The organism is Clostridium sp. CM74B_53, assembly GCF_036318045.1.
In the GTDB taxonomy this organism is placed as follows: Bacteria; Bacillota; Clostridia; order Lachnospirales; family Lachnospiraceae; genus Pilosibacter.
Window position 1 is genome coordinate 105005 of sequence record NZ_JAWQDE010000002.1, and the last position, 24679, is coordinate 129683.

The 24679-nt window shown below is 50.3% G+C and carries 16 protein-coding genes and 3 tRNA genes; 4 read left to right on the plus strand and 15 right to left on the minus strand.

All coding sequences use genetic code 11. From position 1 onward, the window contains the following. Positions 1-175 precede the first annotated feature (175 nt). Positions 176-2044 (minus strand): tetratricopeptide repeat protein, encoded by a 1869-nt coding sequence (locus tag V2546_RS01905; RefSeq protein WP_329751404.1) that lies wholly within the window; start codon positions 2042-2044, stop codon positions 176-178. A 717-nt stretch (positions 2045-2761) separates the two neighbouring features. Continuing rightward, entirely contained in the window at positions 2762-4861 is a 2100-nt protein-coding gene (locus tag V2546_RS01910; RefSeq protein ID WP_329751405.1) for an elongation factor G, read from the minus strand. A gap of 569 nt (positions 4862-5430) precedes the next feature. Here V2546_RS01910 and V2546_RS01915 point away from each other — a divergent pair. Continuing rightward, entirely contained in the window at positions 5431-6525 is a 1095-nt protein-coding gene (locus tag V2546_RS01915; protein WP_215702986.1) for a prephenate dehydrogenase, read from the plus strand. 116 nt (positions 6526-6641) lie between these two features. Continuing rightward, positions 6642-7919, plus strand: a complete 1278-nt coding sequence (gene aroA / locus V2546_RS01920; RefSeq protein ID WP_118529749.1) for a 3-phosphoshikimate 1-carboxyvinyltransferase — start codon at positions 6642-6644, stop codon at positions 7917-7919. Positions 7920-8488: 569 nt separating this feature from the next. Here the strand turns inward: aroA and V2546_RS01925 are convergent. The 3 genes from V2546_RS01925 to V2546_RS01935 all read right to left on the minus strand — a co-directional run bounded on the left by V2546_RS01925 (position 8489) and on the right by V2546_RS01935 (position 8757). Further along, positions 8489-8561: transfer RNA gene (locus V2546_RS01925), tRNA-Thr, on the minus strand. A 36-nt stretch (positions 8562-8597) separates the two neighbouring features. Beyond that, positions 8598-8669 (minus strand) — tRNA-Glu (locus tag V2546_RS01930). A 14-nt stretch (positions 8670-8683) separates the two neighbouring features. Beyond that, positions 8684-8757: transfer RNA gene (locus V2546_RS01935), tRNA-Pro, on the minus strand. A 324-nt stretch (positions 8758-9081) separates the two neighbouring features. On the opposite strand from V2546_RS01935, the gene V2546_RS01940 reads away from it, so the two are divergent. Then, complete coding sequence (locus V2546_RS01940) at positions 9082-9333, plus strand: hypothetical protein (RefSeq protein WP_329751406.1); 252 nt, start codon at positions 9082-9084, stop codon at positions 9331-9333. 149 nt (positions 9334-9482) lie between these two features. On the opposite strand, the gene V2546_RS01945 is transcribed toward V2546_RS01940, so the two are convergent. Together V2546_RS01945 and V2546_RS01950 are read right to left on the minus strand one after the other, a co-directional pair. After that, positions 9483-9845: a metal-sensing transcriptional repressor gene (locus V2546_RS01945; RefSeq protein ID WP_329751407.1), complete on the minus strand. Its 363-nt coding sequence runs from the start codon at positions 9843-9845 to the stop codon at positions 9483-9485. Between the two features lie 164 nt (positions 9846-10009). After that, positions 10010-12535, minus strand: coding sequence for a heavy metal translocating P-type ATPase (locus V2546_RS01950; protein WP_329751408.1), 2526 nt, complete (start codon positions 12533-12535; stop codon positions 10010-10012). A gap of 253 nt (positions 12536-12788) precedes the next feature. On the opposite strand from V2546_RS01950, the gene V2546_RS01955 reads away from it, so the two are divergent. Beyond that, entirely contained in the window at positions 12789-14027 is a 1239-nt protein-coding gene (locus V2546_RS01955; protein WP_329751409.1) for a DUF1015 family protein, read from the plus strand. Positions 14028-14153: 126 nt separating this feature from the next. Here the strand turns inward: V2546_RS01955 and V2546_RS01960 are convergent, their stop codons facing one another. The 8 genes from V2546_RS01960 to V2546_RS01995 form a co-directional block, all read right to left on the minus strand. Further along, complete coding sequence (locus V2546_RS01960) at positions 14154-15179, minus strand: MalY/PatB family protein (RefSeq protein WP_329751410.1); 1026 nt, start codon at positions 15177-15179, stop codon at positions 14154-14156. A gap of 192 nt (positions 15180-15371) precedes the next feature. Then, positions 15372-15884, minus strand: coding sequence for a CarD family transcriptional regulator (locus V2546_RS01965; protein ID WP_215703803.1), 513 nt, complete (start codon positions 15882-15884; stop codon positions 15372-15374). Between the two features lie 70 nt (positions 15885-15954). Continuing rightward, positions 15955-16194, minus strand: coding sequence for a hypothetical protein (locus V2546_RS01970; protein ID WP_117514400.1), 240 nt, complete (start codon positions 16192-16194; stop codon positions 15955-15957). 278 nt (positions 16195-16472) lie between these two features. Next, positions 16473-17045, minus strand: a complete 573-nt coding sequence (locus V2546_RS01975; protein WP_345941749.1) for an NUDIX hydrolase — start codon at positions 17043-17045, stop codon at positions 16473-16475. Between the two features lie 30 nt (positions 17046-17075). Beyond that, positions 17076-17693: a flavodoxin family protein gene (locus tag V2546_RS01980; protein WP_329751411.1), complete on the minus strand. Its 618-nt coding sequence runs from the start codon at positions 17691-17693 to the stop codon at positions 17076-17078. Continuing rightward, entirely contained in the window at positions 17693-18613 is a 921-nt protein-coding gene (locus V2546_RS01985; protein ID WP_329751412.1) for a carbon-nitrogen hydrolase family protein, read from the minus strand. Before V2546_RS01985 ends, V2546_RS01980 begins: the two co-directional genes overlap by 1 nt. Positions 18614-18757: 144 nt before the next feature. Beyond that, entirely contained in the window at positions 18758-19504 is a 747-nt protein-coding gene (locus tag V2546_RS01990; RefSeq protein WP_329751414.1) for an EFR1 family ferrodoxin, read from the minus strand. 494 nt (positions 19505-19998) lie between these two features. Further along, complete coding sequence (locus tag V2546_RS01995; RefSeq protein WP_329751415.1) at positions 19999-24678, minus strand: PolC-type DNA polymerase III; 4680 nt, start codon at positions 24676-24678, stop codon at positions 19999-20001. Position 24679: the final 1 nt, after the last annotated feature.

A 24679-nucleotide genomic window follows, 5' to 3' on the forward strand; every position in this document is an offset into this window, starting at 1 on the left:
CTGAATTTCAGAAAATCTTTTACGCCGCCCGGTTTCTATTATGGATCCCAGGCGGCGCTTTTTAGTTTCATAAGAAAGGGCGGACTTTGGCTCGCTGTTCGCGCAAACTGGAAAAAGGGCGGGAACCCTGACACTTCTGCCGGGATTCCCGCCCCTTCTTATATTATTGCAATTTTTAGTTTCCGTTCGTACGTCTCACCTTGCTGATATCCAGCTTATCGGCTGCGGAGGAGTCAAACTCGACCGCAAACTGTACATTGTCAGGAAGTGCTTTCTTCTTCAGGACCTCGAAGTACTGGGATGCATCCTTGATGACAAGTCCTGTTGTATTCCAGTTGTCGCCCGGAAGGATCCATACCTTTACGTTTGCAACTTTCAGCTCATACGGAAGCTTCTGGGATACCCACTCGGTCTTTCCGTATTTGGACAGACAGTTATATACATCGCCCATCGTAAGTTTTCCAGTCGATCCGTCAAAGAGTTCCGTCTTCTCGTAAGTGTTTGTTCCGCCCTTGTCGCTTGCCTCCTGGAGCGTATCGGCATTCAGTTTCAGATTTCCGGAATTTACGGCTGCTGCCTGTGTCGGCTGCGGATTTGCCTTTGTGGTCTCCTTCACAGTTTCTTTTACCGCCGCTGTCGTCTCCTTTGCCGCAGCGGAAGTTTCCTCTTCGGTCTCTGCCGCCGTTTCTTCTTCCGTTTCATCTGCAGCATCCGTCTCATCGCCGGCTGTCTCATCATCCTCATATGAATTGTGATCCAACAATTTTCCGTCCACATCCGCGAAACGTCCGTCCGGAGTCGTGTCGTCCACCAGCATTCTTCCGTCATCCTCGAAGTAATATACCGCGCCGTCAAGCTGCTGGTATCCTGTCACTGCACTCGCATAGAGGCGTCCGGCCGCCGAGCTGAAGTAATAAGAGCCGCCGGTCTCATCCGTATACCATCCAAGTCTCCAGGAACCGTCCTTGTTAAGGCAATATGTATAATCTCCACCGCTGATCACGCCCGCGTCATAGTTGGACGGAGCCAGTGCGAACGCACGTTTGTAATATTTGGAAGCGCCTTCCACATCTCCGGCCTCCAGGAGTTCATCTGCTTTCGCATATGCCTCATCCGCTGCGGAAGAACGATAACTGTCCAGTTCCTCTTTATAGCTCTTATTTCCAGGTCTCATGGAAGCTGCCTTCTCCCAGAATTTCAGGCATGCATCCATATCCTCAAGTTCCATATAATAGGAGGATGCTGAATTTAAGAATTCATCCAGCTGCTCATCCGTCACCGTGGAATTCTGGTTGACAAAGCGCTCCAGTCCGCTCTGGACGATGCTCTCCGCCTCTTTTGCCTTTCCGGTATCAACATACACGGTGATCAGCATGGAATACGCATCGATCCGGTCCGGAGCCTCATCGATCACGGCCTTTAAAGTCTCAATCGCCTGGTCATTTTTCCCTTCGTCATAACAATACTGCCCGTAGGAAATTCTCGCCTCCAGCAGAGCACTTTTAATACTCTCATCGTTCTGATCCGCTTTCTGGAGGACTGCCACTGCGTTTTCGTAGTCATCCATCATGGAGTACGCTTCTGAGAGCTGTAAGGAGTTCTCCACGGTAACCCCGTCGATCTCCTGAAGCTTTAAGAGCCACGGGATCGCAGTCTCATAGTCTTCATTGTCTGTCAGGACCTGGCAGATCGAGCGGATGCAGTTCTCCTGCTCTTTCTCCAGGGACGGATCTTTCGTCTTTTCATATCCCTGTTTTAAGATTGCCTCCGCCTCGTCATATTCCTCATTTCCGATATATGCCTTGGAAAGCTGGATATAAGCTTTGCTGTAATTCGGATCGAGTTCAATACATTTTAACAGTGATTCGATCGCACTCTCATAATCTTCTTCTCCAACATACCCGGTTCCTTCCTTATAAAGGCTCTCCGCTTCTGTTGAACTTGCCTGCGCTTCCTGGGTCACACCGTTCACCGAAGTGTCTTTCTTTCCGCACGCGGAGCAGAGTACAAGCGCCGCGGCCATGATCAAAAACCATTTTCTCATTCTAATTCCTCATTTTCTGTCGGAGCATTCTGCATCCCGGAAATCTTTTATCCGATCAGCAGGCTGTCACGTTCCAGTCTTTGTTCATAAAACGATCATCCATAAACTGTAACGATTTTTCCGTTCATTCGTCTGCATTTATAGCTTATCAGTTAATAACTATACCATTTTTCTCTCTTTCTGTCCAGATAGAAGTCAATGGAAAACTATGGCATAAGTTCGGCAAAACTGTGAACGTTCCGGGAAATCTCCTCACTCCGGTCAGGAAGTCTGTATTTTAACAAGACCACGGAAGTCTCTTACCTCTTCTGCAAGGTAATAGGCAGGGAATGGAATTTGCCTGTATCATGCGGAACGTAAATATTTTTTGACCTCAACAAGTGAAAACACGCTTCGCGAGTTTCCCCTTGTTATCGCGACAGTCGCCAAGGTCTCGCGCAAGAGCGGACTTTGGCTCGTTGTTCGCGTAAAAAAGGGACCAGCCTTGCGGCTGATCCCTGAATTCGTAGTCTGTTCGTAACTGTTCAGTGTCCTCACACCTACAGAAACCTCCCCCGGAGATTTCCTTCGGATGCATGGCAAGTTACGTGCAAAAATCCATTCCAAATCAGCTCCGCCGATGGGATTTTTGCCTTCCGTCCCATGTTTTATTACGGTCAGCGCAGCAAGTGAGCAGACCTACTGAATAGTTACCTCTATTCTTATCTTTCAAAAACTTTAAGCGTCCACTTCTCCGCCTGCAGTTCTCGCTTCCACTTCTTTCTTCTGTACATCGCCAGGAGCCTGCTCGTAACGGCTGAATTCATAGGAGAATTCTCCGATACCGCCAGTCATGGAGCGGAGATCCGTATTGTAGCCGAACATCTCGGACATCGGGACATCCGCCACGATCTCCTGTTTTCCGCTATGGAGAGAGTTCATTCCGAGAACACGTCCTCTTCTTCTGTTCAAATCACCCATAACATCGCCGGTGAACTTATCCGGAACAACGACTTTCACAGAGGCGATCGGCTCTAAAAGAACAGGATTTGCTTCCATAAATCCTTTCTTGAATGCCATTGTTGATGCCATCTTGAACGCCATCTCGGAGGAGTCTACCGGATGGTAGGAGCCATCGAGAAGAGTTGCCTTGATGCCGACTACCGGGTATCCTGCCAGAGGTCCCTTTAAGCAGCATTCCTGCACGCCTTTTTCAACTGCTGGGAAGTAGTTCTTCGGAACCGCTCCGCCGAATACTTTCTCTTCAAAAATATACGGGGTCTCAAGGTCGCCGGACGGTTCAAAGGACATCTTGACATCACCGAACTGTCCATGTCCGCCGGACTGTTTCTTATAGCGGCCAGGAGCTTCCACTTTCTTGCGGATCGTCTCGCGGAACGCAAATTTCGGTTTGGAGAGTTCCACATCGACTTTGTAGCGGCCGAGAAGCTTGCTGACTGTAACTTCGAGCTGCTGGTCACCGATTCCGTAGAGTAAGCTCTGACGATTCTCCGTATCGTTCACAACGCGGAGTGTCAGATCCTCCTCCATCATTCTTGCGAGTGCGCTGGAGATCTTGTCCTCGTCTCCCTTTGTCTTGGCTGCAAACCGCATATAAGTGTACGGTGTGGAGATCTTCGGTTTGTGGTATACGATCGGAGCAGATCTGAGGGCGATCGTATCGCCGGTCTGTGTCACGGAGAGTTTCGCTACAGCACCGATATCACCGGCCCTTAACTCCGGAACCTCGATCACGTCCTTGCCTCTCAGCACGTAGACTTTTGCGATCTTTTCTTCTGCGTCTTTATTTACATTGTAAAGGGTGCTGTCCGGTTTTAATGTTCCGGTGCATACCTTCATTAAGGAATATTTTCCGATAAACGGGTCAACGATGGTCTTGAATACTCTCGCAGAGAGGGAAACCTCGTCATTGTATTTTGCGGTGAAATGCTCGCCGTTTGATACGTCAACGCCGACGCACTCGCCCTTATCCGGTGACGGGAAGTAGCGGTCGATCGCATTTAACAGCGCATTGAAGCCCTGGCAGTTGGTTCCGGAACCCATCATGACCGGAACGATCGAACCGTCGCACACATGAGTCTGTACTGCGGTATAAATCTCATCCTGCGTGAATTCTTCGCCGGAGAAGTAACGTTCCATGTACTCTTCACTCGTCTCGGCAACCGCCTCGATCAGGGCGTCACGGATAATTCCGAGGTTTTTCTTTGTGTACTCCGGGATCTCGCAGTCCTCATAATCGGACAGGTTCGTAAAGCGGCGGCCCTGCATCTTGACTGCGTTTACGAAACCGACGAATTTCTCGTTTTCGCGGATCGGCACCTGGAACGGAGCGATCTTTCTTCCGAACTTCTTCTCAAGTTTTAAGATCAGTTCACGGAAGGATGCGTGATCATCATCCATGTTTGTGACAAATATGATTCTCGGGAGTTTATATTCTTCACACAGATCCCATGCTTTTTCTGTACCAACTTCGATCCCTGCCTTGCAGTTTACAACAATGATCGCTGCGTCAGCGGCGCTGACAGCCTCTTCCACTTCACCAACGAAATCGAAGTAACCCGGGGTATCAAGAAGGTTGATCTTGATCTTTCCTTCTGCTCCCTCGTACTCGATCGGAACCATTGTAGTGGAGATCGAGAACTGTCTCTTGATCTCTTCTTTATCATAGTCACTGATCGTATTTCCGTCAGCAACCTTGCCCATTCTCTTTGTAACGCCGGTCAGATAAGCCAGTGCCTCGGCTACCGTCGTCTTACCGGCGCCGCCGTGCCCTAAAAGTACAACATTTCGGATCTGTTTTGTTCCATAAATATCCATATGAATCCCTCCCGTATATGTTTTTTTGCCATTTTTTCAAAAGACTTCCGCAAATTACGGAGTTCAGATGTTCTGGCGATACTGCTTATTGCCTATGGTCATATTTTACCAAAACTTTTCGAATTTTTCAAGCTAAATATCGAAATTGCACAAAATATTTTCGATTGTTTTTGGGATATTGCGGAAAACATGGGCGTTTTGGCGGAAAAGCTTTTAAAAATCTGGGTGGGTTTCTTATTTTCTGCGATATTTTTGAGATTGAGGAAAGATTTGTTTTGCGGTGAGTTTCCGGGTGGGAGTGCCGGGATCAAGCACTCCCACCCGGAAACTCACCGCCCGCGAATGGAATGGCAGCGCGGGGTTTTCAATTTATAAAGTTTTATAGAATGTGAATAGGATCTCTCCTCCGCAGTCGTTACAGTGCCGTGCAGTTTTCTAAGTCAGAAAAAAGATAAGAAATACATCGATGATCCGGGTTTTGATTTTGCCACTTTAAAGTGTTGATTTTTTTCTGTTGACATTCCCACACCCATGTTATAAAATCGAAGAGATAAAGGAGGGATTACAAAATGTCTGATTCTACTTTTGGTTTTATCGGTCTTGGTCTCATCGGCGGTTCGATCGCCAGAGGCCTGCGCCGCGCAAATAAAGATATTACCATTATGGCGTACATGCGGACCCGCTCGAAGCTTGAGCAGGCAAAGAAAGAGGGGACGATCGATATCATCCTTGACGGGATCGATGAGACGCTCTCCGCATGTGACATCATCTTTCTCTGTACCCCGGTGGAGTACAATGCCATGTATCTGGAAAAGGTCCGTCCGTTCTTAAAACCGGGTGCCATTATCACGGATATCGGCAGCACAAAGACCGACATCCACAAGGCTGTGGAACGTCTCGGATATGAGGATGTCTTCGTTGGCGGTCATCCGATGGCAGGCTCTGAAAAGACCGGTTATGAGAGTTCAACTGACCATCTTCTCGAAAATGCCTACTATGTTATTACTCCGACCGCAAGATCGACTCCGGAACAGATCGACCGGATCCGCGAAGTCGCCCTGGCGATCGGTGCCCTGCCGCTTGTTCTGGATTACCATGAGCACGATTTTTCTGTCGCCGCGATCAGTCATCTCCCGCACCTTGTTGCGTCCAGTCTCGTCAATCTTGTCCATGACAATGATTCGAAGGACGAGATCATGAAGCGGCTGGCGGCCGGCGGTTTTAAAGATATCACGAGGATCGCCTCCTCCTCCCCTGTCATGTGGGAGCAGATCTGCATGACAAATACTGAAAATATCCTGACCCTCCTGAAGCGCTACATCGCGTCCCTGGAGTCCATCTGTGATACGCTCGAGCACCATGACGGAAGTGCAATCTACCGGATGTTCGAGGAATCAGGAAAATACCGTTCTTCCTTCCCGAACCGCGGCCGCGGTCCGATCGAGCGCGATTATTCCTTCAGTGTCGATGTTCTCGATGAACCGGGATCCATCTCCGTCCTCTCCGCGATCCTTGCCGCAAAGGGCATCAGTGTCAAAAACATGGGCATCAATCACAGCCGTGAGGAAGGGGAAGGCGCTCTCCGCATTTCCTTTTATAAAGAAGAACAGAAAAATGAGGCAGCAAGTCTCCTGAAGAGTCACAACTACGTTCTGACAAAATAACAAGTGAAAACACGCTTCGCAAGTTTCCCCTTGTTATCGCGACAGTCGCCAAGGCCTCGCGCAAGCGCGGACTTTGGCTCGTTGTTCACGCAAATAAAAACATCGAGGTATTTACCATGAAACTCCATAAAGCAGCTCATATCCGGGGCGAGATCACTGTCCCGGGTGATAAATCCATCTCCCACCGCAGCGTCATGTTCGGCTCCATTGCGAAGGGGACTACGGAGATCCACAATTTCTTAGAGGGCGCTGACTGCCTTTCGACCATCGGCTGTTTCCGCCGCATGGGGATCGAGATTGAAAATAAAAACGGTACCGTAATCGTCCACGGAAAGGGCATGCACGGGCTGACCGCCCCGTCCGGGACGCTTGACTGTGGAAATTCCGGAACGACAACGAGACTCATCTCCGGCATTCTTGCTCCTCAGAATTTTGATGTAACACTGACCGGTGACGAATCGATCCAGAAGCGCCCTATGAAGCGGATCATCGAACCACTGTCCATGATGGGCGCTGACATCAAGAGCATCCGCGGCAATGACTGTGCGCCGCTTAAAATCTGTGGAATGCCGCTCGCAGGCATCCACTACACATCAAAAGTTGCCTCCGCCCAGGTGAAATCCGCCATTCTTCTCGCAGGTCTCTATGCAGACGGTCTCACGACCGTCACTGAGCCGCAGGTATCGAGAAACCACACGGAACTCATGCTGAAATTTTTCGGAGCTGAACTGGAGTCCAAAGAAACTTCCGTGACGATCTGGCCGGCAACGGAGCTTTTCGGCAACCGGATCGATGTCCCGGGTGACATCTCCTCATCCGTCTATTTTGTCGCAGCCGGCCTCATCCTGCCAAATTCCGAAGTCCTGATAAAAAATGTCGGGATCAATCCGACAAGAGCCGGACTCATCAAAGTCTGTGAGGCGATGGGCGCTGATCTGACGCTCTTAAATGAGAACCACGGGAACGCAGAGCCAACGGCCGATCTCCTCGTCCGTACCAGCAGCTTAAAAGCCTGCACCATCGAAGGGGATATCATCCCGACGCTCATCGACGAACTTCCGACGATCGCCATGATGGCATGTTTTGCAGAAGGTACCACCGTGATCCGCGACGCCGCCGAATTGAAAGTAAAGGAATCCAACCGGATCGCCATCATGGTCGAAAACCTGCGTGCGATGGGCGCTGATGTCGAAGAGACGGAAGACGGCATGATCATCCACGGTGGAAAACCGCTCCACGGCGCTGTCATTGACAGCCATAAAGATCACCGGATCGCAATGACCTTCGCAGTTGCCGCGCTGGCCGCTGAGGGGGAGACGGAAATCCATGACGCAGACTGCGTGAATATCTCCTATCCGGCGTTTTACGAGGAACTGGAGAGACTGACAGAATAAGAGCAAAGATTCGTATAAAAAAAGACATGGAACCATCCAATAACTGATGGTCCATGTCCTTTTTATATGGATCGAACACACGTGAAACTTCGTGCGTATTTTGTGGAAAGTCTAAAAAAGGCAAAGAAAAAAGATAACCCCAGGCACATAGGAATGCTCAGTACTAAGCGCCTACCCCATTTTGGGACCCAGTGTTAATCCTTCACAAGTTATCTTATTTGTATTATAATATTATGTTTGACCTTTGCCAATGTATAACATTAAACAGTAAAAAAGTATCATCACGGCAAGACCAAGCAAGAATACAAATCCAAGCAGGGCCGACATTTTTTATGGATCCTTGATCATCCCATTGCAATCCGGTACAAAAAGCATACGTCAAAGCACGGAAGAGGTGGCAAACATCATGTCAGACACGCTTCTGAATGATCCTGTAGTTATCAATCACAGGTAAAAATTCAACAGTAGACAAATAGTAGACAAATCACCTTTTTTGCCCTCTTTCGGACCTACTTTTCAAACCTGTAAAAACACGAAAACCCCTTGATTTCTCAAGGGGTTTTGTAATCAGCTCCCGGCCGGACTCGAACCGGCGACCTACGCATTACGAATGCGTTGCTCTACCAACTGAGCCACGGAAGCACCTTTAAAAAATGCTGCTGCTTACGCAACAGCAAGTGACCTGTCCGGGAATCGAACCCGGGTTTACGCCGTGAGAGGGCGTCGTCTTGACCGCTTGACCAACAGGCCTTGATTTGTATAAGTCGAGGCGACAAGATTCGAACTTGCGACCTCTGCGTCCCGAACGCAGCGCTCTACCAAACTGAGCCACGCCTCGATTACGTACGTAAGTATAATACAGATTTACGGAAATGTCAACAGCTTTTTTTGATTTTTTTCTATTTTTTGCATTTTTTCTACATTAGCTACACTTTTGGCGTTTCTTCACTGTAAAACAGCCTCCTGCCAGGGAGTCTCTGGACTCCGCTCCCTCTCCCACAAGCTGCTATCAAAGGTTTTGTATACTATTTTCACTCTTCTTGCGGATCACCTTTTCATTAGCCTGAATTTCCGCAAAGAAATTAACAGAAAAGTTTTCCATTTTATCAAAATTGTGGTATAATATCTGTACACAAATATATTCATCAGAGGGGGCGTTCTTATGAAGGCAATCAGAATCATTCTTTCTATCGCAATGCTGGTCACTGCCGGTCTCGGCGCATTCAATGTGATCCCGCTTCGGACCGCATATTTCACACTGATCATTCTCGTTGCCGTTACGGTCTGTATCCGCATCACCCGCAGGATCATCAGCAATGACACCCCGCACACAGTCGTCCGCATTATCAGTGAGATCATCGCATCCCTCTTTATTCTGGGATTCGCGTTTTTTACTTACCGCACGATCGGATAAATGTTCATAAATCGCAAAAGCCTGGCATCGCATATATGATGCCTGGCTTTTATAATAGATACTATGCGGGCATGCTCACCACAGACTGCCCGTTTTCCGATTGCATGACTGACAGCAACTCAGGCGGCACTTCACTACAAATATATTTTTTACATCATCTTCTTGATCGTCTCACAGAGCTCTGCCACCGCAGTCTCCTCATTCCCATTCCGGATATCTTCCACCACACAGGTTTTGATATGATTTGACAGCAGGACCTTGCAGAAGCCATTCAGTGCAGACTGCACCGCCGATACCTGGACCAGGATATCCGGGCAGTAGCGCTCGTCCTGGACCATGGCTTTGATGCCGCGGACCTGTCCTTCGATCCGGCTCAAACGGTTTAAAAGGTCCTTCTCTTCTTTTTCTGTCCTGTGTTTGTGGCGGCAGTGACAGACTGCATCACCGGTCCCTGCATCTGCAGCTGCCGCGTTTTCTGCCGCTTCTGCGCCTGTTTCCATATTTATGTTCATTGCCCCGTCTCCCCCGGAACAACAACATGATCGTTTTTCCATGTGCGACCTCCCAAATTTTTATATGTCCATGATAGCAGGAAAAGCCGCCCCGGAAGTATTTCATCCCGGGACAGTACATCTTCGACATCTGAGAAAATGCCATGATCCGTCTGAAAAACTGATCAGCCGATCACCTTATAATCCTTATCCTCGATCGCTTTCTTTAACACTTCTGTCGGAACATCCTTTGTAAGTGTCACAGTCGCAGTTCCTTTTACGTGATCTGCCTCTGCAGCAGATACGCCGTCGATCGCCTCGAGCGCCTTCTTTACAGTTGCCTCACAGTGACCGCACATCATACCTTCTACTTTCAGTGTTTTTTCCATAGTTTTACTCTCCTTCTCTTTCTTATGAGATTTTGTTTTTATCTTTTTGTCCCTGTCGGAACGCCGGATATCAAAGAAATTTAAACGCAGGGCGTTTGATACGACGCAAAAGCTCGATAAGCTCATCGCCGCAGCGCCGAACATCGGATTTAACTTCCACCCGAATACCGGGATCCAGAGTCCCATCGCGAGCGGAATTCCGATCACATTGTAGAAAAATGCCCAGAACAGATTCTCGTGGATATTTGTGAGTGTCGCGCGGCTCAGGCGGATCGCTGCCGGAACATCTGACAGGCGGCTCTTCATGAGGACCACATCCGCCGCATCGATTGCGACATCCGTTCCCGCTCCGATCGCAATTCCCATATCGGCTCTCGTGAGCGCCGGGGCATCGTTGATCCCGTCACCGACCATGGCAACCTTGCCTTTTTCTTTCAGCTTCCGGATCACGCTCTCTTTGCCGTCCGGAAGGACTTCGGCGATGACCTCGTCGACGCCGGCCTCTTTTCCGACCGCCTTCGCGGTGCGCTCATTGTCTCCGGTCAGCATGACCACATGGATTCCCATGTTCTGAAGCTCCCTGATCGCCTGCGGGCTGTCTTCCTTGATCATATCCGCAACGGCGATGATGCCGATAAGTCTCTCATTCTCTGCAAAGAACAGCGGAGTCTTTCCACTCTCCGCGAGAGTTTCCGATTTCTGTTTCATCTCTTCCGGCACATTCACATGACTTCCGATAAAGTTCATGTTTCCACCGTAGATCGTATTTCCGTTTAATTTCGCAGAAAGTCCGTTTCCCGGAAGAGCCGCAAAGTCTGCCACGTCGGCTGCGGAAAGTCCCATCTCCTCGCCTTTTAAGAGAACTGCCTTTGCGAGCGGATGTTCACTCTTCTTCTCGAGCGCATACGCCATCGATAAAAGTTCTGTCTCTGTGATCCCCTCCGCCGGGACAATGTCTGTCACGCGGGGTTCGCCGCTTGTGATCGTTCCCGTCTTATCCAGGGCAACGATCTCCACTTTGCCCGTCTCCTCAAGGGAAACCGCTGTCTTAAAGAGAATTCCGTTCTTCGCTCCCATTCCGTTGCCGACCATGATGGCAACCGGAGTCGCAAGGCCTAACGCACACGGGCAGCTGATCACAAGAACGGAAATTCCTCTCGCCAGAGCGAATGCCATCGTCTCACCCGCAAGGAGCCAGCCGATCGTCGTGATCACTGCGATCGTGATGACTGCCGGCACGAACACGCCGGAGACTTTATCTGCGATCTTCGCGATCGGAGCTTTTGTGGCTGCCGCATCGCTGACCATTTTGATAATCTGGGAGAGCGTCGTGTCCTCTCCGACTCTGGACGCCTCGCAGCGGATAAATCCGGACTGGTTTAAGGTTGCTGCCGAAACAAGATCGCCTGCTGCCTTATCGACCGGAATGCTCTCACCCGTGAGGGCGGACTCGTTCACCGCGCTGTTTCCTTCCAGCACGATACCATCCACGGGTATATTTTCACCCGGGCGGACAACAAAGACATCACCTTTCTTGACCTGTGCGATCGGGACTGTGGTCTCCACGCCGTCCTTTTCGATCACCGCAGTCTTCGGTGCCAGCTTCATTAAGCCCTTTAAGGCATCGGTGGTGCGGCCCTTTGATCTCGCTTCCAGCATTTTTCCGACCGTGATCAGCGTCAGGATCATCGCAGCAGATTCAAAATAGAACTCGTGCATATATTCCATGACCGCGTCCATGTTTCCCTTTACCTGGACATCCGTCATCATGAACAGCGCGTATGTGCTCCACGCGAAGGACGCACTCGATCCAAGGGCGACCAGAGTGTCCATATTCGGGGCGCCGTGAAGCAGACTCTTAAAGCCGCTGATGAAGAATTTCTGGTTGATCACCATGACGATCACGGTGAGAAGAAGCTGTGTAAGCCCCATCGCCACATGGTTTCCATCGAAAAATTTCGGAAGCGGCCAGTTCCACATCATATGCCCCATGGAGAAATACATGAGGACCAGGAGAAAACCGATGGAGGAGACAAGTCTTTTTTTCAGGACCGGAGTCTCATGGTCTTCCAGGGCCGATTCATCGTAGAGCGCGCTGTCTCCGTCTCCATCTGATTTTTCTGCACCTTTTACGGACGCCCCGTATCCGGCAGCCTGGACCGCCGCAATAATTTCCGAGGAAGAAGCTGTCCCTTCGACTCCCATCGAGTTCGTGAGCAGACTCACAGAACACGAGGTGACGCCAGGCACTTTGGAAACCGCCTTTTCCACGCGGGTCTGGCAGGCAGCGCAGCTCATTCCTGTAACTGTATACTGTTCCATATCGTCGTTCCTTTCTGTTGCTGTATACCCATACTGGGTATATGTAAATAGTAACATAGAATACGGAAATGTCAAGGGCTGTTATTGAGATTTTTTGTCACTGATCCGTATACATGCAATCCGCCAAAGTCCTGTATCATCGGTACTCTTCTTGCACATTCCATTCTTTTATTCTATAATGATCGTAAAATATTATGCAGGAATACTCTTCTCTTAAAGAACACCAGAATCAGAACAAACAGGAGGAACTAAAATGGCAGTTGTAAAACCATTTATATGCATCAGACCAGCAAAGGAACATGCAGCGGAAGTAGCTGCTCTCCCCTATGATGTGTATAACCGGAAAGAGGCATGTGCGGCGGTAAAAGGAAATCCTCTTTCTTTTTTAAATATCGACCGGGCGGAGACCCAGTTTTCCGATGATGTCGATACCTATGCGGACTGTGTATACGAAAAGGCAAGAGAGCTGCTCGATTCGCAGATCGCGGACGGGATCTACGTGACAGACGCAGGGGATCACTACTATCTTTACGAGCTGACGATGGACGGACACAGCCAGACAGGGATCGTCGCCTGCTGTTCCATTGATGATTATGTGAACGGTGTGATCAAAAAGCATGAAAACACCAGGGAGGAAAAAGAACTGGACCGCATCCGCCATGTGGATACCGTCAATGCGCAGACAGGTCCTATTTTTCTGGCCTACCGGCAAAATATAGCCTTAAAGGAGATCGTTGCAGAAGAAAAAACGAAACCGGCTCTCTATGATTTTGTGTCCGACGACGGGATCCGCCACCGGGTATGGCGGATCGACGGAGCAGACCGGACAGACGCCATTGAAGCTGCATTTGCTGCGATTCCGTCCACCTACATCGCAGACGGGCATCACAGAGCCGCCTCCGCCGTAAAAGTCGGTCTGAAGCGCCGTACAAAGCATCCCGGTTATACGGGTGAAGAACCGTTCAACTATTTTCTCTCTGTATTATTCCCGGATGAGGAACTTATGATCCTCCCGTATAACCGGGTGGTCAGGGATCTGAACGGGATGAGCACGGAACAGTTTTTTGAGAAATTAAAAGAAAAATTCGAACTGGAAGAAATCGGGAAAGAACCTTATGCTCCGGTTCAAAAAGGAACCTTCGGCATGTATCTTGACGGGACATGGTACGCGTTAAAGATCCTTCCGCAGTACAGAAGCGCTGATCCGGTAAAGGGACTGGATGTCTCGATCCTTCAGGATCATCTTCTTGCACCGGTTCTTGGGATCGGTGATCCGAGAACCGATAAACGGATCGACTTTATCGGCGGAATCCGCGGATTAAAGGAGCTGGAACGCCGCGTTGGCGAAGATATGGAAGTCGCATTTTCCATGTATCCGACGTCCATCGAAGAACTTCTTTCCGTGGCGGACGCAGGACTCCTGATGCCGCCGAAGTCTACCTGGTTTGAGCCGAAGCTCCGAAGCGGATTATTTATCCACCGATTAAGCTGATCACAAGACGCCCGCCCAGTGTTCATTCACCGGACGGGCGTCTGACCAGTTCAAATCCTGAACCGACAATATAAAACTCTATTCAAAATGAATGTCAACCGTTTTTTCGGGCGGTACACTTACTGTCTACAGGATCCTCCTGATCCTCTCCAGACACTCCTCCACCGTCTTCCGAGGCGCTGCCACGTTGATCCGCTGGAATCCGGCTCCCGTCTTTCCAAAGATCTTTCCGCTGTCAAGCCACAGCTTTGCATCATAGATAATCCTGCGGTCAAGCTCGTCCGGATCAATTCCTGTCTTACGGAAGTCAAGCCACAAAAGATAGGTTCCTTCCCCGTCGATGACGTTTACGCCCGGCATATGATCTGCGATATATGCTTTTACATAGGCGATATTCTCCCGCACATAGGAAAGCATCGCATGATACCACTCATCGCCTTTTTCATACGCCGTCTGGGCTGCCACGATCCCCAGTGCGCTCAACTGGCTGATCCCCGCGGCATCCACTTCGTGCTGGAACTTCTTTCTCATCTTCTCACCAGGGATGAAGATATTGGAGATCAGCATGCTGGCCAGATTGAACGTCTTGCTCGGAGACGTGCAGACCACGCAGAGATCCTCATATTCCTTCTTTACAGAGGCGAACACCGTATGCTCTCCCTGGAATACGAAGTCGTTGTGGATCTCATCGCTGACTACCTTGACGCCGTATTTCACGCAGAGATCTCCCATCCCGGTCAGCTCCTCCTTCGTGAACACTCTTCCGGACGGATTGTGCGGGTTGCAGAGAAGGAACAACTTCACATCATGATCCACGATCTGCTTTTCGAAGTCTTCCAGATCAATGTGATACCGGTTGTCCTCACCGAGAATCAGGTCACTGCTTACGATCACACGGTCATTGTCCCGGATCACCTCCGAAAACGGATAGTAGACCGGCTGCTGGATCAGGACACTGTCCCCAGGTTCCGTAAATGCTTTCACTGCCATCGCGAGGGCAAATACCACACCGGGCGTCTTGATCAGCCACTCCTCCCGGATTTTCCAGTGGTGATGGCGCTCCATCCATCCGGCCACCGCATTAAAATACTCCTCCTGGGTATCACTGTAACCAAAGATCCCATGCTCCGCCCTCTCGATCAGGGCATCCACCACATAGTTACATATAGGAAAAACCTATAACGAGTCGATAAAAAGAAACACCAATCCGGGGCATAGAACCGAATCATTTTCTAAAAATGGTGGGAGTCTTCTCGACTGAAATAAAAAACGAGCAACAAAACCGGATTTACACCAGTCTGCTACTCGTTCATCAACAATGATATTTCCTGTTTTCCGAAAAAATCAAACAGAATTTTGTCCAATATGCTCAACGATCGTGTCGACGATCTCCTGCTTCGGCTTCCCGATGGCTGTTCCCAGTTCCTCATACAAGAGCTTTTCCGCGATCTGGAAATATTTCGTATCCGTCGCTGTGCATTTCTTTCCCTGCGCGAGTCGCTGCTGCTTCCGCTGGTAGATCATCTTTATGATCACAACCAACGCCTTCGGGTCATTCGCCCTGATCGCCTCTTTATACTTCTGCTCCCGCATCTTCTCGTTCTCCGTCCATGGCGTCGAAATTTCTGGGATCTTTTCGATCAATTTCCACGCATTCTCTTCTGTCAGGCATGGTCTCAAAGCAGAGTCCGAATTCGACACAGGCACATATATCGTTTCCTTTTCATCCTCCACCGGATGCATCCGATAATACAATTTATTGTCCTTCTTCCCCTGCGCGTCCAGATACAAAATATCCTCTATCCTGCACACTCCTGTGACCGGCTTGCTGACAAAATCTCCAATCTCATATCTCATGAAATCATCCCCTTGCTGAACACTGACTTCAGGTTTCACACATCTGATCTCTGCCTCTAAAACCGCCGGATCAGCTCAGATAGTCTCCCACCGGAGATGTATTGTACTGCTTTTTGATCTCGATCACAATCGCTCCATCTTCATTCGTCTTTTCGGATAAAATTTTATACTTTGTCCCACTTCTGTCCAACTGTACCTTATACTTTTCATATTCCTGACAGATCATCTTCTTCGCATATTCACTCGTATCACCGTCATGATTTGAAAAACACACCGTCTGGGTAATGCAGGCTGCCTTGATTCTTTTCATTGTAAATACCTCTCATCTCTATTCTACATTTCATGATCATCGAAATACAGAAATATATTTTGTGCTATATTTATTATAATAATTTTAGAGATTACATTCAAAAGGCATTTTTTACAATCTTTTACCGGCATTCTATTGGTACTTTTCACTATACCACATGAATTTTCCCAAGTGTATTCCGCTTAAACCGTAATCTCAACCTGATTTCCCTATATCTTTTTCAAAATTTCTTTATGCATCCCTTTATACGATCGACCGACTTTCCATTTAGTTTCCGTTTATCTCCAGGACTTCGTCTTCTCGACAAGCTTCGCATACACCCGCTCCACAAACCACGGCTCCGTAGATTTCTTTAACGCCTCCTCCGGCGTAAACCAAGCGACCCCACTGTTCTCATCCGCCTTCACAGACACCTGTTCCTCAGAATCCGCTTCCAGAAGATACGTCACATTCAGATGCAGATGACTGGACACATACCGTCCTTTTTTCACATGTCCGTCAACGGTGAGTGATTCCAGCGAAAAAATCTCCTCCGACACTGGCCGCACATCGGAAATTCCTGCTTCTTCCTTTACCTCCCGGATTGCAACCGCCAGAAGATCTGTCTCTCCATCCGCATGCCCGCCAAGCCACGACCAGGAATGATAAATATTGTGATACACCATAAGGACTTTACTTCTGTCCTTATCCACCACCCAGGCCGAAGCCGTCATGTGCGCCACCACATTATCCCTAAGGAACGCGTCATCATTCTTCTCGATCCAGTTTAGGATCAAAGCCTTATCCGCCTCTTCCTGCTCATTATAAGGCACATACCTTCTGATCTGACTTACCAGTTTCTGCCGATTCATCGCATAATTTCCTTCCAATATCATTCTTCTCTATCTGATAAAATGTGTCCGCACGACCTCTTCCTTCTCCGGAAGACCATACTTCTCTTTTCCAAGCTCAATGCTCTTCATGAGAAATGTCATATTTCTCGCAAGAACCCGCATCGTCTGAAGACCTTCCGCATCCCCCACAGCTTCTCCCGGTCCGCGCCCGTGGATGGAGTTCCAGTACTGACTAGATGCGATCGGCATGTTGCTGATCGTAAAATACTTATTTAACTCGTCAAAAGTCGCCGAACATCCCCCGCGTCTCGCACAGGCAACGCTCGCCCCGACTTTCATTGTCTTATCAAAGGATGTACTATAAAACAGCCGGTCCAGAACCGCGATCAGGGTCGCATTTGCGGACGCATAATAAACAGGGGTTGCGACCACCAGTCCATCAGCCTCCGAAAGCTTCACCGCCAGCTTATTCACCACATCGTCGAACACACACTTCCCAAGCTCCGCGCATCGATTACAGGCAATACATCCTCTTACCGCCTCACTGCCGACCTGTACGATCTCCGCATCGACTCCCTCTTTTTCAAACACCGTCTTCATCTCATTCAACGCGATAGATGTATTTCCATTCGCCCGCGGGCTTCCATTGATCATCAATACTTTCATTATTTATCCTCCACACTCAATTTCAACACGTCCGGTCTCGCGTAATGTCCACAGACATCATGCTCCATCCGGCTCGCCGGGACCTTCTGCATGTCGAGGTCCGCGTAGATGATCTCCTCTTTATCCCACACAGTCTCACTCACCGCATGCCCGTAAGGATCGATCACGCAGCTTCCTCCCCGGCACACGATATCATTTAACTTCGCAATCTCCTCATCCCCGCTGGCGGTCTTCGGGTACATATCCTTCGTGAAATACATATCCGCATTGATGAAGAAGCAGTGTCCCTCGATGGCGATATGGCGGATCGTATTCTGCCACTCCTCATTGTCATTCGTATTCGGGGAAATATAGAGCGCAACTCCCTTCTGGTAAAGCGCCACTCTCGCAAGCGGCATGTAGCTCTCCCAACAGATCAGATTGCCCATCGGTCCCCAAGGTGTCTCCATTACCGGGAAAAAATCCTTATCCGCATCTCCCCAGATCACACGTTCGCTGCCGGTAGGCTTCAGCTTTCTGTGATTCATCGTCTGTCCGTCTGGTGCGATCATGATATTGGAATTATAAAGTGTCGCCGTCACAGCGTCCCGCTCCGAATACCCAACACTCACATATACCGAATGTTCCTTCGCGCAGTCAACGATACTCTGCATCTCCGCTCCATCCGCCAGGATCGAATTGTCATAGTAAGTCTTCCAGTCCTCTCTTCCCGCCCTGCTGCGGCTTCCGACGGTAAATCCATAAGTCATTCCATATGGGTATCCCGGAATAAAAAGTTCAGGAAAAACGATCAGTTCCGCTCCCTTAGCGGCCGCCTCCCCGATCAGGGCGATGATCTTCTCCACACACTTGTCCTTATCGAACATGACTGGTGCTGCCTGCACCAGAGCGAGTTTACATGTATCCTTCTTGATAATCATAGTATTTTTCCTCCTGTCATTGCTGCAATCTTATATGTAAAACCTACCTGACGCCGATGATCTTTTTCTTTTCCCGCTTTCTCCGGCCTGCAACACTGTGAAAATTCATATATCTTCAAAACATTTCTCCCAACTATCTCTAAATCAGAAAAACTCATTCGCCTTATCCGGCTGACAGATCATTTTCAGTTTCTCCGAAATCATCTGGACCTTTTCAGGATTCCCGCTTCTGGCACTCTGCGGACAGATCTCCACACATCTCATACATGAAATGCAGACTTCTCCGTTCGTCATCTTCGGATCCTCAAACGGTATCGCTCCAACCGGACAGCTCTCCACGCAGCTTCCGCATCCCATACATTCATCTGACACCTGGATGTCCATCGGCAGTACCTTGTATTCCTTATAAGGCCTGTTTCCCGGCACCTCGACCGGACAGACATTCCCCTTCAGACGCTCCTTCACCTCAGCCGCAAACGTATCAAGTTCATCGAAATCCTGCGCTGATGGACGCCCCGCTTCGATCTGATGGGCGATCGAATGTTCCGCCACAATCGCAGCAGCCCCAATACAGACAAAGCCCTGAGCCTCAAGCACATCCTTCAATTCCACCAGAGTATCCTCATACGCTCTTCCGCCATATGTAACCAGCAAAAATGCCGGCGTGCGGTCACCCTTTATTTTCCGAAGTCTCTCGGTCGCAATTCCCGGAACACGTCCTCCAAAGGACGGAACTCCCACAATACAAAAATCCCCCTGTTCCATTTCATGATTTTTCATATCCCGTCTCGACAGGTCAATATTTTCCATACTGCCAAAACTTTCTCCCATATGTTTTACGGCTCTTTCTGTCGTGCCTGTCGGACTAAAATAAACATTATAATTTGCCATAATCTTGCCCTTTAAAAAACTCTCCTGAATAAATCTTTAATTTTCCTAAAAAATACTCTCTCCAATATCCGACTCTTTCCGTCATCACCTACATTCTATCATATCAGCCCCAAAAATCAAGCTACAGCTTAACAATGCGCGACCCACAACCTCGCGATGCCGCGGCGCCCAAAGGGCCCCGCGCATCGTCCAGCTTCCGCCACCCCCCTCTCTCCCACCACAACCTTCCCTTCATCCCTCACTCCCGCCAACACACAGCGCCGGTGAGACTCCGGGCACGAACCGCCTGGGTGGAGGGAGCTGGCTTCCTCTTGGCTCCCAGGAAAATGCGTTGGAGGCCCGGGGACACTTGTCTGAGCAACGCAAGTTGCGAGTTGTGTCCCCGGGCCTCCGCCCTTAGCATTTTTCTGGGAGCATAGAGGAACCCTCCCGGAATCCCACTAAGCGTTCGCGCCCGGAGTCTCACCGGCGCGTACCCCCAGCCACTATGAAATTTAGAAATCAAACAACGACAACTGATTCGACTCCGGAAGTCCCTTCAGGATTCCCAGCTCCTCCATCAGATCACAGATCGTCTTACTGACCTTCGTTCTGTTCCGGAAATCCTCCTTGGAGAGGAATTTTCCGGCCTTTGCAGCCTCCTCGATGGAATCAGCCGCTTTTTCTCCCAGACCGTCAATACTGTTGATGGAAGGCATCAGCTTGTCCCCCACGACCTGAAAATGTCTGGCCTTCGCCGTATAAATATCCAGCGGCAGAAAATCAAACCCACGGGCGTACATCTCCTGCACGATCCTCATATCCCTCAGCGTATCCTGCTCCTTCTTTGAAAGCGTGTCCGCCCTCTTCTTGTAGTCTGCCAGGTGATACTCCAGCTTCTCACGCCCCAGACACATGATCTCGTATGAAAACGCACTGGCGCGGATACTGAAAAACGCCGCATAATACGCAAGCGGATAGAATACCTTGCAATAAGCGATCCGCCATGCCATCATAACATAAGCTGCTGCATGGGCCTTCGGGAACATATATTTGATCTTCTTACACGACCAGATATACCAGTCCGGAACTCCGTGCTTCGTCATCTCCTCTTCCCACTCAGGCTTTAAGCCTTTGCCCTTACGGACCGCCTCCATGATCGTAAACGCAAGGCCTTCCTCAAGCCCCTGCTGGATCAGATAGATCATGATATCATCACGCGTACAGATCGCAGTCTGAATCGTCGCCTTGCCCTCCTGGATGAGCGTCTGGGCATTCCCCAGCCATACATCCGTACCATGGGCCAGACCCGCGATACGCACAAGGTCCGAAAAATACTTCGGCTTCGTGTCAATCAACATCTGCATCGCGAAATCCGTACCGAACTCCGGAACCCCGAGCGCGCCAAGCTTACAACCGCCGATATCCTCCGGCTTGATCCCCAGCGCATCCGTACTCTGGAACAGACTCATGACCTCCCGCGAATCCAGAGGGATATCCTTAACAGGATCAAGTCCCGTGAGGTCCTGCAGCATACGGATCATCGTCGGATCATCGTGCCCGAGAATATCAAGCTTTAACAGGTTGTGGTCGATCGAGTGGTAATCGAAATGCGTCGTGATCGTCTTCGTCGTCATATCGTTCGCCGGATGCTGGACCGGTGTGAACGAATAGATCATCTCGCCGAGTGGAAGAACAACGATACCGCCCGGATGCTGTCCCGTTGTCCGTCGGACGCCGACACAACCCTGAACGATCCGGTTGATCTCACAGTTTCTCTTCCGCTCTCCGTGCTCCTCAAAATAATTCTTCACATAACCGTACGCCGTCTTGTCCGCCAACGTACCGATCGTCCCCGCGCGGAACGTCTGGCCCTTACCGAAAATAACCTCCGTGTAGTCATGCGCACGGCTCTGGTACTCACCGGAGAAGTTTAAGTCGATATCCGGCTCCTTATCTCCCTTGAATCCCAGGAATGTCTCGAACGGGATGTCAAACCCGTCCTTCACCATCGGATGTCCGCAGACCGGGCACACCTTATCAGGCATATCACATCCCGCCATTCCGGCATACTTCTTCACCTCGTCCGAGTCAAAATCATAATAATGACAGTTCGGGCACGAATAATGCGGACTTAACGGATTTACCTCCGTGATACCGGACATCGTTGCGACAAAGGATGAACCGACCGATCCTCGGGAACCGACCAGATATCCGTCCTCATTCGACTTCCACACGAGCTTCTGCGCGATGATATACATAACCGCGAATCCGTTGGAAATGATGGAGTGCAGCTCTCTTTCCAGACGGTCCACAACGATCTTCGGAAGATTCTCGCCATACATCTCGTGTGCACGGTTGTAACAGATATTTCGCAGCGTCTCATCCGACTTTTCGATGACAGGCGGACACTTATCCGGGCGCACCGGCGCGATCGGCTCACACATATCGGCGATCATCCTGGTGTTCGTGACAACGACCTCGTAGCACTTGTCGCTGCCCAGATATTCGAACTCTGAGAGCATCTCCTCCGTCGTCCGCAGGAACAGCGGCGCCTGCTCGTCCGCATCCTTAAAGCCCATTCCGGCCATCAGGATCTTCCGGTAGATCGCGTCGTCCGGGTCCATGAAATGCACATCACAGGTCGCGCAGACCGGCTTGTTGAACTGCTCGCCGAGGGAGACGATCTTCCGGTTGATGTCCATGAGATCATCCACCGTCTTTACCGTGCTCTTCTCGTCCCGCAGCATGAACATGTCGTTTCCGAGCGGCTGGATCTCCAGATAATCGTAGAATTTTACGATCTTCGCAAGCTCCGCATCCGGAACCCCGCGGAGGATCGCCTGGTAAAGCTCTCCCGCCTCACAGGCCGAGCCGATGATCAGACCTTCCCGGTACTCATTCAGCACACTCTTCGGGATCCTCGGTCTTCTCGAGAAATACTTCAGGTGCGACCATGACACGAGGCGGTACAAATTCACGCGTCCCAGATCATTCTTTGCGATGATGATGACATGGTACGTCGGCATCTTCATGATCGTCTCGTCACTCACATGACTGAACTCCTCGAGCTGGTCGAGCGTCGTCATATCGTGCTGTTTTTTCAGCATTTCCACGAATTTCAGGAAAATTCCGGCAGTTGCCTCCGCATCATCGACCGCGCGATGATGATTTTCCAGAGAGACGCCGAGCGCCTTCGCCACCGTGTCAAGCTTAAATCGATTCAGGTTCGGGAGGAGCGCTCTCGCAAGCGTCACCGTATCGAGGACGGTCGGGTCGAACGGCAGTCCCAGAAGTCCCGCATTGTGGGAGATAAAGCTCACATCGAAGGACGCGTTGTGCGCCACTAACGCCGCATCGCCGACAAACTCCAGGAATCTCGGCAGGACCTTTTCCACCGTGTCCGCGCCCATGACCATCGCGTCGTTGATCCCGGTCAGGCGCTCGATGTCAAACGGGATCGGGACCTCCGGATTTACAAACTCATCCATCCGGTCAATGATCTCCCCGTTTCTCACCTTCACGGCGCCGATCTCGATGATCTTATTCTTTGTCGGTGAAAATCCTGTGGTCTCGATATCGAATACGACATACTCGCCGTCAAGACTCTGGTTCCTGGAATTGACGACCATCTCCTTCATGTCGTCGACGAGGTACCCCTCAACTCCATAGAGGACCTTGAAGGTATCTCCCTTGTCGAGCGCATGGTTCGCGTCCGGGAACGCCTGGACGCAGCCGTGATCCGTGACCGCGAGTGCCGGCATCCCCCACTTCTTGGCACGCTTTACGAGGTCTTTCACCTCGGAGACACCGTCCATGTCGCTCATCTTCGTGTGACAGTGGAGCTCCACACGCTTCACCGGGGCATTATCCACACGCTTGGACGTGAAGTCCTCGCTCTTTTTGATGCCGACGATGGAACCGATCGTGAGCTCACCGTCGAACTTGTCGATCGTCGTGATGCCCTTGATCTTGATGAAGTTTCCTTCCTTGATCGCCGCTGTCGCATCTTCCTCCTGGCCTTCCCTGAGGAACATTTTGACCGTGATGCTGTCCGTAAAGTCCGTGATATCGAAGATCATGAGTTTGTTTCCGCTCCGGAGCTCCCTCTTCTCCGCGCGGATCACCTTGCCGCGGATCACAACCTCGCCGATCTCACCGTCAATATCGTGAATATCTACCGCATCGCCTTCAAAATCGCGCCCAAACAGAACATCCGGATTCTCCGATTTCCGGTACGGGATCCTTCCGTCGGAACCTTTCCGGAAGCCGCCGGAAAAGCCGCCTTTTCCCTTCTCGCCGAAAGTCTTCTTTGTAAAACCGCCGCCGTTCTGTCCACCACCGGCAGACTTTCCGTTCTGGTTTCCGCCGGGCTTTCCTGCCGCATCCGTCTTCTGCTTCGATGCTCCGGAACCAGACGCCGTTTTTTCTCCGGGGGCTTTTTTACCGCCGTCCGCCGCGCCGGACCGTCCTGCGGATCCGGAATTTCCAGCGCTCTGTGCCGTGATCCCGGCCCCCGCGTCTCCATTGCCGTCTCCGAACGTTCCGCTGAATCCGCCGTTCGCCGGACCTTCGTCCCACGGCGCACTTTCCGCGGTGCCTTCCAGGTAATTCTCCTCATTCCGGGTTCCCATGATGAGCTCTCCGCCCGGCTTCATGAACACCGGCTGGTCCATCGGGTCCTTCTTCTCCGCTTCTTTATATAAAAACTCCACTTCCGCCGCAAGTCCGCAGCGCTCCGTAAAGATCTTCTCGAGGACGCGCCCGACTTCCTTCGACCGCTCCCTGTAGATCAGGTTGTCCTCGATCGTCATAACCATCTTGTCGTCGGTCACAAATTTTGTGTCCGCCCGACGGAGAATGTTGTACTCGATCATGCCGTAATTCTTAAGCTCCATGAGGATGCTGTCCCGGTAGACATCGTAGAGCTTCTCCGGGGTATACTGTGCCGACAAACGATACTTCTCAAGAATCTTGATCGTGATCGGTCTTCCCGGAAACAGCTGCTTCGCGATCCCGTCTTCCAGGGCATAAATGTTCTTTTTATGAATGAGTCTGGGACTTCTGATATAAACACGAATAGAGCTTCTGTCCTTTGTCATGGTGACCTTTTCCACCACGACAAGTTTCAAAAGCTCTTTCAGTTCATCCGCAATATGAAGCCCCGGGAAAACTTCAAGGAATGGTTTTTCCATA